The organism is bacterium (assembly GCA_041649255.1).
In the GTDB taxonomy this organism is placed as follows: domain Bacteria; phylum Hydrothermota; class UBA3073; order JACQXS01; family JAQTXJ01; genus JAQTXJ01.
Map to the genome: position 1 here is coordinate 77,119 of JBAZNK010000002.1, position 12,807 is coordinate 89,925.

Below are 12,807 nucleotides of genomic sequence, written 5' to 3' on the forward strand. Positions count from 1 at the left end.
TCATTAATGTCTACCTAAGCATAGACACTCTCCTTTATAGGAAGTTTATTGGATATAATCATTATGCTTTACATTTTAATCAAATATCTTTACCTCGCTATCACTTTATTTATATCTGAAAGATTTGTCAAGAAAATAATGACGGCAAATATAAGAGTAAGAGTAGTAACTTATAGTGACAGATAATCAAACCACAGAGACCACAGAGAACCAAGCTGAGCTGGATAAGTTGGTCTAATGCTCCTACGTCGCAAAGTCCAACTAAAAAAATGGAGGGCGCAGAGAAAAAAATTTTCTATCGCAGATTAACAGGATAAACACGGATTTTTTAGTCGGGGCAGTTGCCCCGACCTACCCATTGAGGATATAAAAGAAGCGACCTTAAAAGGTCGCGCTACGGTTCCACTCTGATTTTAATTACCATAAAGTAAAGGCATATCTCCTTATTTTTAATCCTATTTTTATCCCATCAAAAGTTGAATGGTTAGAATCGTTATTTATAGGGTCATTGTATACAAATGGGAAGTTTATGCCGCCTTTTTCTATTTCTGCACTCAACAAGACTACTCCAAAAGGTAATTTATATCCTAAAGAGATTATTCCGTCCAAAAAACCTATCCAGCTATTTTGTTTTCCTTTATATAAATTTACTTCTTTTCCATCTCTAATTATGTTTATTCGTAAATCGTAAGTTCCTACAGCAAAACTAGGGTCTTCAGCAATCTCAAGATATAGGTTCCCTTTGCAAGGTATTAAAAACGAAAATCCTAATCCGATAGAAGCCACCTTCAGCGATACTTCAGTAAATGCCGGGTATCCATAAATATTGGAGATGCTTCTCCTGCTATTACCAAAATAAAAATTTAATGAGGGGGCACAACTAAATAATGCAGTGGTTATTTCATCAAAAGAATGCTCTTTATCTTCATCTGCAAACATCGCTCTTAGAAATTTTACTCCTGCCTTCTGTAATGGAAATTCTGATGAAATATTAAAAGGAAAAGAAATAGAAGACATATTGGTTTTAATAGAAGAATAATAGTAAGGTTCTATATTCCATTTACCCGGCTCTTTTGAGATTAAAAAACTACTTAATATAACAAGTATCTGCATATTCGTATCCTTCTTTATTTATTCCAACATTGAATGTATCTTCGCCTACATATTTATCAAAGTTATTAGAATCTCCTGCTGTAAAAAAACTAAATATAGTTTGAAAATTAAATGTATAACCCGGCTCAACAGGCCCACCTCTTATTTCTATTGAGTCCTGCCACTGCCATAGATATTGTTGTTTAGACAACACGAAAACTCCAATAAATCCTACATCCCCATTTTTATTCTTAATAAGAACCTCTTCGTTTAATTCGTTGATAAATAAAAGAGATATCTTCCCTGTCTTATATGAAACACTGGGAGTGTCACACCCTGAAGCAACAACCAATAATAAAAACAAGATAATATATTTTCTTATCATTTTCATTACTATTGAATTAACATTTCCCCTATACCGTAGTGTTTTTTATGTATTAATTCTATATTAATCAACTAACTCATTAATGTTTTCGATTACGTAATCGGCGTTGACTTTTATGGAATCGATTCTATCTGGCCATAGTTCTTTCATAATTCCCGTTATCATAATAGTCGACAACCCGACCTGTTTTGCGCCGTATAATTCGTTCGAACCGCCGTCTCCTATAAAAACGGATTCTTCAGGGGTTATATTCAATTCTCTAAAGGCATATTCGTATATTTCTTTCTCGGGTTTTACAAATCCGACATCGCAGGAAAATATTACCTTGTCAAAGTAAGGAACTATTGGTGATTTGTTCCATCCCGCCATTTCGGATACGTCTGCGTTGCTTATCAGCCCGATTATTTTATTCATTTCTTTTAACTTTTTTAATGTGTATTTTGTGTTATCAGGAATATTAATTAAAGCGTTTTCAAATCTTTTTAGCCTGTTGTTTGTGGCTTTCTGAATTAAATCCAGAGGAATATTTGGGTTAATCGAATGAGCCAGTCTTTTTACCAGAGTAAACGGATCTTTTTCTTCCCCGGAAAGTCTATAGCGGGATTTTTCCGTTAATTCTCGAGTCCATACTTCTCTATCAATCCCTAAAAAGTCAGAAGTATATTGTCCCCATTTTGACTCAAGGGAAGTCAATGTATGGAAAAGGTCAAAAAGAATTGCTCTTTTTAATGAAACGAAATCCTTAACTGTTTTCATTGTTTCCCCAAAAATATATTTAATATTTTACCGTGTTCTTTTTTATAACGCTGTGCGGCTTTCATTTCAAGCTTTATAGCTCTTATAGAAGGAAGGTCTCCTAAAAATAAATGTCCTACAGCATAATACAAATCATGCGCACACATCAATAAAGGTAGTGTTTCTATTTCTTCTTTGCTAAGCTTTGCATATTTTTGAAATTCCTTAAACAGACTTGCGTTTTCGGAGTTACTATGCTCCTTATAATAAAAATTAGCTGCTTTTGCAAAGTCCGTAATTCTTGGTTCAAAAGAATAGCAATCCATATCCAGTATTACGGCTTCTTTCCCGGATATTACAATATTACTTGCCCAGAAATCACCATGGGTAACAATATGAGGTAATTCGTGGATGCGATGTTTCTTAAGTAACTCCTCGAATTCACATATATTAGATTGTAGTTCAGGCAATAGACTTGATAAAATCTTGTGATGTTTCCCTGTAGGAATTTTACGAATTACAGGATGCTCTTTTGCAAATTCCGGAACCTTATCTAAAGGTACTACCCATGCCCAGGACTTTCGACGGCGAAACTTTTTGGCGCTTTTTATAATAGGTTTTAACTCCGGATGCGAATTTAAAGTTGTAGAACATTCAACCCATTTGCCTTGCGTCGAAACAAGAATTTTTAGATCTCCCAGTTTTTCCTTTCCACCTGCTTGTCCATTACACCAAGGAAATAAAGCCCACAACCTATCATCTACTTTGACAAATTCTTTACCATTTCTTGTAAGGACAGGACGCGGAGTCTTAAGACCGGAAGTGTTTATTAATTTTGCCAGTAGGAACTGCATACTTAAGTCTTTGGCATTCATATAACGGTTAAATTGCCGTAATGCGTATAGTTTTTTATCAATTTTTACTTGAAATGCAAGATTTGTAGCTTCTAATTTACACTTAATCCCAGCCGTTTTGGAAGAACTGTATTCTTTAATAACCTTCATCATTGTATCTTCCGGAAATTTTCTTTTTGCCATATTTTAGTTAAGAACTCTTTATTAGCTTTAGTATTAAAAAATGACTCATTCTCAAATCATCCTTAAAATTAGGGTATTTCTCAATACTTTCTTTTGAAGGGAATGGCTCAATAAGTTCTCGAATAAGAAATCCCGCTTCAGTTAGTGTTTTGAAATAACTCGTTATTGTCCGATGAAAAGTAATGGGATTGTTCTCCCGGGTTTTTGCCCAGAAATTGTATTCGCGTTCAAAAAAATAGTTATCCGTTTTCCAGTAGAGTTTTTTATTATCCGTGTCCCGAACCCAACTTCCATCAGAAGAAAAACAGGGATGTGGAATAGCTAAAATAAATGTTCCTCTTGTTTTTAATACACGGGACAATTCTTTGATTGCAGATTTGTAATCGAGGACGTCTTGCACGGCGCAACAGGATACAACCGTATCAAAAAAATCATTTGTCAATGAATTAAGATGTTCGAGGTTCTCATGACGGTAATCAATATTAATACCTTCCGGAGTCCTTTTACGGGCTATTTCTACTAATCCTTTTGAATAATCTACTGCTGTGACAGAAGCTCCACGCTCTGCAAGAAGTCGGCTAAGAAATCCTTCACCACACCCGGCATCGAGTACTCTTTTTGAACTAACATCTCCTATCATCTTCAAAAATGTGGGCGTTAATAACACTTCTTTGTTGCGATCTCCATATTTTGAACAATAAGAAGCATATTCTTCGGCGTGAATGTCCCATCGTTTTATGATGTCGTCTGTTTTGTATTTATCCATCGGATTTTACCTCCTTGCAGGTTTCATCGCTTTTCAGGTCGTGTAATAATACGGATATAGTTCTTTTTAATATAGGATGTATGAAACCGGAATTAAGTTCATTCATCGGGACAAGAACAAACTTTCTGAGATGCAATAACGGATGAGGAATTACAATATTAGGGAAGATAATTGATTCGTCATTATAAAATAAAATGTCCATATCTATAGTACGAGGTCCGAATTTTTCTTTTTTTGGGTCTTTTTTTAATTGTTTTTCAACGGATTGCAGTTTTTCTAATAATTCTAATGGTTTTAGAGATGTTTTCCCGTAAACCACACAATTCAGGAAATCGGGTTGTTTTTTATAGCCCCAGGGAGAAGTTTCGTATATAGAAGAAGATTTTTCTATCTCTAAAAAAGAAGATAATTCTTTAATTGCGGTTTTGATGTTAGCGAGCCTGTCGCCAAGGTTCGAACCGATTCCTAAATATATTTTATTCATCTTAAATTACTATCAAACATAAAGATAGGTGTTTTACCACAAATAGATTCTTCACTTCGTTCAGAATGACAAAATAGAGAGTTTTCTGCCGTATTGTCCACGGATAATAGAAATTATGTGATAATATTTTTTATTGTCAAAGGGATAGCTTTTATTATATCGCTTGCAAGAACGGAATATTTTGTAGATTTCTTGCTCATTATTTCTGCGGCGTTCGCGTGCACCCATACTCCGACTTTTGCCGCATTTACGGGAGTGAGTTTTTGTGCCAGTAACCCTGCAATTACCCCTGTTAATACGTCTCCCGTTCCTGCTTTGGCAAGAGCGGAATTATATACGGGATTTAAATAAGTTTCTTTTTTATAGGCTATTACGGTAGGCGCTCCTTTTAGAACTAAAGTGATATTGGAATCCTTAACTACCGTGGAAGCGATATCAATTCGTTTTGCCTGAATGTCCGCAATCGGTAAGTTAATCAGTCTTGATAATTCTCCCGGATGAGGTGTTATGATTACGGGACAGGTAAGTTTCTTTATGTCTGACAAAGACAAATTATTTAACCCGTCTGCATCTATTATAAGCGGAACATGAATCTTCGGCAATACTGATAAAAGTAATTCTTTAATTTCCTTAGAAACGGATAATCCCGGGCCTATTACTACTACGGTTGCGTTGGAAATTTCTTTTAGTATTTTATCTTTTGCTTTGATTGAGAATTTGCCTTCGGATGTATCAGGTAAAGATACGGTTATTACTTCTTTCGCGAGATATTTTACGATGTCGTTTAATGATTCGGGGATGCCGAGTCTTACAAGCCCTGCGCCTATTTTTAACGCGCTCAGGGATGTAAGAGCAGGCGCGCCTGTCATACCTTTGGAGCCTGCGAGAATAAATACTTTACCGAAACTGCCTTTGTTTGAATTGTCAGAACGAACGGGGAATATTTTTTTAATATCGTCGGGTTCAATTATGTTCGTGTCAATGTCGGCAAATAATTCCGGCGGGACGCCTATATCGATTATATAAACATCCCCGGTATAATCTTTACCGGGATATAAAACTAACCCGCGTTTTGGAAGACACATTGTTGCCGTGAACGAAGCTTTTACGCAGACTCCATGGACGCTGCCGTCGTTGGCATTTAATCCCGAAGGAACATCTACTGAAAATATTGGGATGTCTGAGTTATTCATAGCGGTAATGATTTTTTCTGCTATTCCGGTTATTTTTCCTGTAAAACCGGTCCCGAATATTGCATCAACGAGCAAGTCGTAGTTTTTTAATGAGGGTATTTGTTTTTCATTGGTTATTTCTGTGACTTTGTGCCCTGATTTTAGAAGTATATCAAGGTTAATTTTTGCATCACCTTTTACTTCATTGGAATTGCCGAGCAGAAAAACATCGGTATACACATTATTATTTAAGAGGTGTCTGGCAAGAACAAAGCCATCTCCGCCGTTATTGCCTTTTCCGCAGATTATGGCTATACGCGGGTTTTTTGTATGATGAAACTCTTCGTGAATGATTTCAAATAATTTAACTCCGGCATTTTCCATAAGGACCGTTCCCGGGATGCCAAGTTTTTCAATGGCTTTTTTGTCTATATTACGCATTTGTTCGGATGTAAGGAGTTTCATTTTAGTTTGCCTCCTGTATTAAATACAAATTAAAACCACGAGATTTCCAGCAGAGCAGGATAAGTTGGACTAATGCTTCTACGTCGCAAAGTCCAACTAATCACACGATTCCCACAGATTAAAGAAAACAAATAACAGAGAGATTCTTCGCTACGCTCCGCTTCTGGATAACAAAGCCCTAAATAAATTAAGGGTTTGTAATCGTTACACTCAGAATGACAAATGAGAGAGGTTTCACTCCCTGGTGCGGGCAGGAATAAATTGTGGTTTATTTTCTTCATAGTTTATAAAAATCTTTTTTTTGTAGTTTGCGGTCTTTCTTTTGCCAATAATTCCGAATTGATTTCTCTCATATCAGTTGCGGAAAGTGATGGTTTTGAAGTACCTTTTGGTTTATGTGTCATTTTGGGCGCAAAGAAGTCTTCGACTCCTATATAAGAAGCATCCAATGTTTTTGCGCGGAGCTGTAATTCCCTGTCATCGGTTACAAGAGTTATCATTTTGGGAGTAGGGGATTTTTCTATTAGTTTTATAATATAATCGTCTGCGCTGATTTTATTTGCGAATTTCACTTCAATGCCGGAAGGTATGGGGTAATCGGTTATGAGTTGGGAAGAGTCAAACACAATGGTTACGGGGTTTCTATGACTACCCTGCGGGCTTTTTATTCTGATATAGTGAATAAGTTTAACCCTGCTGTTTTTGATGTTAGGGCTGTTGAATAAAGAGGATAGTTTGAAGATTATGTTGTAGCCGTCGAGTATGAAATGCATTTCTATGGATTGTAAATATTAAATTATAAATGTCAAGAACAGATAAGAGAAACATTTTCACCGCAGAGTCGCAGAGTTCGCAGAGAAGAAAAAGAACAAAAATAAATTAGCCACGGATAACAGACACGTCTGCCTTCCGGTAGGCAGGGATTTGCACGGATTTTTTTAGTCGGGGCAGTTGCCCCGACCCACCCATTGCAAAAGAAAAGGGGCAGACCGCAAAGCGGACTGCCCCTGAAGAGTTAGTTTCTTTTACTTATTTGAGTAAGGATAGAACCAATCATCACAATCATAAGCATATTCCGTGTCGTGTATGGTATTGACATTGATAAGGTCGAACACTGCGTGCCTTACGGATGGGATCGTCTGTATACACCATTTCTGAGCATTGGTATAACTTCCGTCCCCGTTATTTTTCATCAGTATTCTCAAATGGTATGGGAAGATCGGTTCAAAGACATGAAGATATGCTTCACCGTTGCTTGTATTCGTGTATAATGTAACGGTTACGCTTTCTTCGGGGGAAAACTTCATAATCCTGTCCATTTTAAGAACGGATGTTAACGGGTCTTTTAAGATTGTATCCGGATAAGTTACCGACTGTATTCTTATACTGTCTATTCTTACTGTATGTGTGGGTTGAGAATAACCGTATATTTTGGATATCTGTTTCAATTCCCATCCCTTGTTTCTGTTGCTTCTGTTTCCTGTTCTTAAGAAAATTGCGTTTCTTGTTAATACTTCTTCCAGAGGTTTTGCTCCTGCCCACCAATCACTACCGTTCTTTTTCCCTATAATGTTGAATTTGCCATTGCTGGTAAGTGTCCAGCTAACATAAGCTGAATCTCCTGATACTTGTACGTTAACGTTATAATGTCTGCCTGTATCGGGAACGCTTCTCCACCAGAATAAAGTATCTCCGAGTGCATCGCCTTTGCCTTTGCTCTGAGTAGTTGCCGAAGAGTCATTTTCCTGGTATGATGTGCACTGAAACCATTCTGAAGAACGGACAATGGACTCAACTGCTTCTTCATCTGTTACTTTATTCCTTCCACAACCAACTACCGTTAGGACAGTGGCTAATACGTAAAAATAGAAGCCTACGCCTAAACTTGTTTGTAAGATTCTTTTCATCTTACCCTCCTTTTCCTCTTTTATCTCTTTCGAGATTTTTATGGTTGATAGTTTTTTCATTTTCTTTTTCCTCCTGCAAAAGGTATATAGCAAACACCGTGACATTTTATGTTTGATTGACGGAATTCCTTTTGTATAGATGGAAAAGAGATTTGCTGTTTTGATAAAACTTTATAACCATAGAGTGGTTTGTGTCATATTTGATACAGGGTTTTTATCATTTTTGAGTGGGGGGGGAACCACAGAAAACACAGAGGAAAAGAAAAGTTTTTGGGTTGAAGAAACTAATAAAAAGAGGAGACCACAGAGAAAAGAAACGAATTTTTGGACGCAGATTTACTCAGATTAAGAAAGATATTTATCCCATCATAGCTGGATAGGAATCTCTAATTGCTAAAGCTTCAAGGGCTTTCTACCGTGAATTAACCATGCCTTCGGCAGGCAGGCGTGAATAAGCACGAATTAAAAAGAGTAAGAGAAAATAAAAAATTGAAACCACAAGATTCCACACGATTTACACGAGAAAAAAAATACAGGAAACAGAAATTTTCAACAGGGATTGTAAGAGAATAAAAGAGATAAAAACTAAGAGGGGTTATTTGCCGGCCATCAAGTTGGAAGGTTTTTCGTACTGGATAATTTTTCTTGCGATATCGTCGCGGGTTTTTCTTGATTTTGCGCCGAGTATAATTACCATTATTTTACGTTCTCCGCAGAGGGATGTAGCTACTATGTTCCAACCGGCATTAGGATAGAAACCTGTTTTCATTCCATCAACAAGGTCGCAGTTTCTCATTAAAGTGTTTGTTGAGCGTTTCATCTTTGCATCTTTGCGAAAAGAGAATGATTTCGTGCACATCCATTCTCTTATACAAGGGTATTTTAATAGCTGTAAAGAAACGGTCGCGAGGTCCATACAGTTGGAAATATTTGCTTCGTATTTATGTTTTTTGGGAGGAAGCCCTGTCATATTCCAGTATTTAGTATGTGACATTCCAAGTTCACGAGATCTCTTGTTCATCATTTTGATGAATTTCTCTTGTGAGCATCCGCCGATGTAATAACCTGCAAGATGGGAAGCATCATTCGCCGAGAAAACAAGAGCTGCCCTTAACAGGGATTCAAGAGGAAACATCTCACCTTTTTTTAAGCATACGCGTGTTCCCCTTATACAACTTGCTTCTTGTGTGACAGGAACCATATCGTCAAGGGTTACTGCTTTTGCTTCCAATTTTTCCATAGCCAGGAGTTCTACCATAATTTTGGTTAACGAAGCGATTTCACATTCTTTTTTACTGTTATGTTCCCAGAAGATTTCCCCTGTTGTGATGTCAAAAGCTAAACCGGCTTTAATAGATTTTTCCATTGATTGAACTGCACGTTCGCAATCGGGGTCTATTTTTTTTGTGAGGTGAGTATATGTTGGAATTTCTACGACACCAGGTTCTTTTATGGGCAGATTTCCCGAGAAAGGAAAAACTTTAGGGATAATAAAAGTAACACTCGCCAATATACAAATATTGAGTTTACTTTTAAGCATACAAAAAATATGTTAAAATAATTATTTTAATATGTCAATTTATCTTTCTATTATTATCGTAGAAAAAATAGAAAACTTTAATATTTTTTTATATTTTTTTTAGCCACAATGGAATTTTCACCGCAGAGACGCCAAGGACGCAAAGAACAGAAACAAAATCAAACCACAGAGAACACGGAGAACAGAATACAGAGAAGTATAAAAGGATATTAGGAAAATAAATTGAGAACACAGAGAGGAAATAGAGGGCACAGAGAAGGAAAAAGAATTTACCACGAAAGCATGAAAGAAGAAAAGCAGAAAATTATTTATTTTATAATCGTAATCTTCTTTGTTGTTTTGGAGAAGCCGGTGGAGAGGGTTAGAAAGTAAACGCCTGTTTTGAGGGTGTTTGCGGAGAGAGTTGTGGTGTAAGTGCCTGCAGGTTTTTGTTCATTGATTAAAGTTTTAACGCAACGGCCGGAAAGGTCATAAATAGTTAATAGTGTATTAGTGTAATAGTTATTGGGAGAAGAGGAATTAGGAGGAATAGTATAAGTAATTACTGTTGATTTAATAAACGGATTCCTCAGTATTTTTAATTCCGCATTCCGAAGTCCAAAATCCAAATTTGACTGTTCCTCTATCCCTGTGGTATTATATACTGCAAGACCACCAAAATAGCCATTAACATCATAAGTTCCAACCCAGATATTATTTCCTTCTATTGCGAGAGACCAGATTTCATTATAAGGCAAACCTGAATTTGAAGTATTATAAACTGTCCAGTTAGTTCCGTCAAATTTTGCAAGTCCACCATAAGTACCAATCCATTTATTACTTCCTTCTACTGCAAGAGCATATACAATGTTAGAAGGCAAACCGGAATTTGATTTATTATAGACAGTCCAGTTAGTGCCGTCAAATTTCGCAAGACCAACATACCCAGTGCCAATCCATATATTATTCTCTTCTATCCCGAGGGCAAGGACATCATTACCAGGTAAACCTGAATTTGAGGTGTTATAAATAGTCCAGTTTGTTCCGTCAAATTTTGCAAGTCCACCATAAGTACCAATCCATTTATTACTTCCTTCTACTGCAAGAGCATAGACAATGTTAAAAGGCAAACCTGAATTTGAAGTATCATAGACAGTCCAGTTAGTGCCATCAAACTTCGCAAGACCCTCACCAGTACCAATCCATATATTATTTCCTTCTATTGCAAGAGCAGAAACGCTGTTATCAGGCAAACCGGAATTTGAGGCATTGAAGACGGTCCAGTTTACACCGTCAAACTTCGTAAGACCACTATAATAAGTTCCAATCCATATATTATTCCCTTCTGTTGCAATATCAGATATGTCATTACAAGGTAATCCGGAATTTGAGGTGTCATAGGTAGTCCAGTTAGTGCCGTCAAACTTCGAAAGACCACCAGTAGTGGCAATCCATTTATTACCACCTTCTATTGCAATAGCCCAGATATCGTTAGAAAGTAAACCGGAATTTGCGGTAGAGAAGGTACTCCATTTGGTACCGTCAAATTGTACAAGACTATCAACATAATAATAAGGTGGTATACTTAAAATACTAGCCCAGATGTTATTTTGTTCTATCAAAAGAGTGCTAACATAGTTAGAAGATAACCCGGAATTTGAGGTATCATAGACAGTCCAGTTGGTGCCGTCAAACTTTGCAATTCCACCATAAGTACCAAGCCAAACATTGCTTCCTTCTGTCTCAAGAGTAAAAACACCATTAGACGGCAACCCGGAATTTGAGTCGTTGAATATAGTCCAATTAGTCCCGTCAAACTTCACAAGTCCATCGTCATAAATGCCAATCCATATATTATTCCCTTCTGTTGCAATATCAGATATGTCATTAGAAGGCAACCCTGAATTTGAGGTGTTAAACGTAGTCCAGTTGGTGCCATCAAACTTTGTAAGTCCAGTGTGATAAGTAGTAACCCAGATATTACTTCCTTCTAGTGCAATATCATAGATAATGTTAGAAGGTAATCCGGAATTATAGGTAGTCCAGTTCGTCCCGTCAAACTTCGTAAGCCCACCAGGGGTGACAATCCAGATATTACTCCCTTCTATTGCAAGAGCGGTGACTTCATTATGAGGCAAACCAGAATTTGTTTTATTATACACAGTCCATGTAGTGCCATCAAACCTTACAAGTCCATAATCAGGGTAATTACCAATACCAATCCAGAGATCGCCAGTCGTCCCTTCTATTGCAAGAGCAGAAACACTCTTATAGGGCAACCCCGAATTTGAGGTATTATAAAATATCATTTCCCCGGTAGTTTTGTTCATTTTTACAAGTCCACCCTTGGTCCCAATCCATAAATCATTCCCCTTAGCAGCAATGGCCGTAATAAATTGCCCATCTGCATTATAACTAGTCCAGCCTGCATGTTGAGCAAAGGAATTGGAGGAGATTGCGGTAAGGGAAAAAACAGAAAATAAAATCAAATATCTTTTCATCTTTTGTCCGCTTTAGTTTGTAGATGGGGATGCCCAGCAGAGCTGGATAAGTTGGAGTCCCGCTAGCGGGATAGCGACCTATAAGTCCCTATAAATCGGGACAAGAGTCGCTATAATCTTCCTTACGTCAAAAACTCCAACTAAACGTCACTCCATCCACCCTTGTGAATTACTTTACTTCTTCACATTTATTATCTGTTTTCTTGTAGTTTCGACCACATTTATCACAATGAGCTTTGCCGTCTTTGAATTCCAATTTGGCTCCGCATTCGCACATCCAGCCTATTATACGGGCAGGAGCGCCTACGACTATTGCGTAATCGGGGATGTCTTTTGTTACGACTGCGCCTGAACCTACCATTGCGCATCTGCCAATCGTATTCCCGCAAACTACAGTACAATTTGCACCAAGTGATGCACCGTATTTAACAAGTGTAGGAACCCATTTCCCGCCTTTTGGATATTTTGAACGGGGATTTAAGTCGTTTGTGAACACCATTGATGGACCGCAAAATACATAATCTTCAAGTGTAACAAGCGCATATACGGATACGTTGTTTTCTAATTTTACGCCGTTTCCCAGTATTGCATTCGGAGCGATAAAACAGTTCTGACTTAACAAACAGTCTTTACCTATTTTGGCGCCTTTCATTACGTGTGAAAAATGCCATATTCTTGAGCCTTCTCCAATTTCTGCACCTTCATCTATGATTGCAGTTGGATGAACGAAGTAATTCATTGTGC

General features: G+C 37.3%; 12 protein-coding genes. All 12 read right to left on the reverse strand.

Features of this window, described 5'->3' with window-relative positions; all coding sequences use genetic code 11:
- Positions 1 to 417: 417 nt before the first annotated feature.
- On the reverse strand, positions 418 to 1,113 hold the full coding sequence (locus WC614_01805) for a hypothetical protein (GenBank protein ID MFA5031730.1): 696 nt from the start codon (positions 1,111 to 1,113) through the stop codon (positions 418 to 420).
- Positions 1,088 to 1,483: a hypothetical protein gene (locus WC614_01810; protein MFA5031731.1), complete on the reverse strand. Its 396-nt coding sequence runs from the start codon at positions 1,481 to 1,483 to the stop codon at positions 1,088 to 1,090. The genes WC614_01805 and WC614_01810 overlap by 26 nt, the downstream gene beginning before the upstream one ends.
- 57 nt (positions 1,484 to 1,540) lie before the next feature.
- Positions 1,541 to 2,233 (reverse strand): HAD family hydrolase, encoded by a 693-nt coding sequence (locus WC614_01815; GenBank protein ID MFA5031732.1) that lies wholly within the window; start codon positions 2,231 to 2,233, stop codon positions 1,541 to 1,543.
- Positions 2,230 to 3,249 (reverse strand): phosphotransferase, encoded by a 1,020-nt coding sequence (locus WC614_01820; protein ID MFA5031733.1) that lies wholly within the window; start codon positions 3,247 to 3,249, stop codon positions 2,230 to 2,232. The genes WC614_01815 and WC614_01820 overlap by 4 nt, the downstream gene beginning before the upstream one ends.
- A 7-nt stretch (positions 3,250 to 3,256) precedes the next feature.
- Positions 3,257 to 4,015 carry a class I SAM-dependent methyltransferase gene (locus WC614_01825; GenBank protein ID MFA5031734.1) on the reverse strand — a complete coding sequence of 253 codons (759 nt, stop codon included), beginning with the start codon at positions 4,013 to 4,015 and terminating at the stop codon, positions 3,257 to 3,259.
- Complete coding sequence (folK, locus tag WC614_01830; protein MFA5031735.1) at positions 4,008 to 4,499, reverse strand: 2-amino-4-hydroxy-6-hydroxymethyldihydropteridine diphosphokinase; 492 nt, start codon at positions 4,497 to 4,499, stop codon at positions 4,008 to 4,010. The genes WC614_01825 and folK overlap by 8 nt, the downstream gene beginning before the upstream one ends.
- Before the next feature lie 113 nt (positions 4,500 to 4,612).
- Entirely contained in the window at positions 4,613 to 6,136 is a 1,524-nt protein-coding gene (locus tag WC614_01835) for an NAD(P)H-hydrate dehydratase (protein MFA5031736.1), read from the reverse strand.
- Between the two features lie 284 nt (positions 6,137 to 6,420).
- Positions 6,421 to 6,909, reverse strand: a complete 489-nt coding sequence (locus WC614_01840; GenBank protein ID MFA5031737.1) for an NYN domain-containing protein — start codon at positions 6,907 to 6,909, stop codon at positions 6,421 to 6,423.
- 252 nt (positions 6,910 to 7,161) lie between these two features.
- On the reverse strand, positions 7,162 to 8,103 hold the full coding sequence (locus WC614_01845) for a hypothetical protein (GenBank protein MFA5031738.1): 942 nt from the start codon (positions 8,101 to 8,103) through the stop codon (positions 7,162 to 7,164).
- A gap of 535 nt (positions 8,104 to 8,638) precedes the next feature.
- Positions 8,639 to 9,583, reverse strand: a complete 945-nt coding sequence (locus WC614_01850) for a serine hydrolase (protein ID MFA5031739.1) — start codon at positions 9,581 to 9,583, stop codon at positions 8,639 to 8,641.
- A gap of 308 nt (positions 9,584 to 9,891) precedes the next feature.
- Positions 9,892 to 12,063 (reverse strand): T9SS type A sorting domain-containing protein, encoded by a 2,172-nt coding sequence (locus WC614_01855; GenBank protein MFA5031740.1) that lies wholly within the window; start codon positions 12,061 to 12,063, stop codon positions 9,892 to 9,894.
- A gap of 169 nt (positions 12,064 to 12,232) precedes the next feature.
- Positions 12,233 to 12,802: an N-acetyltransferase gene (locus WC614_01860; protein ID MFA5031741.1), complete on the reverse strand. Its 570-nt coding sequence runs from the start codon at positions 12,800 to 12,802 to the stop codon at positions 12,233 to 12,235.
- Between the last annotated feature and the right edge of the window lie 5 nt (positions 12,803 to 12,807).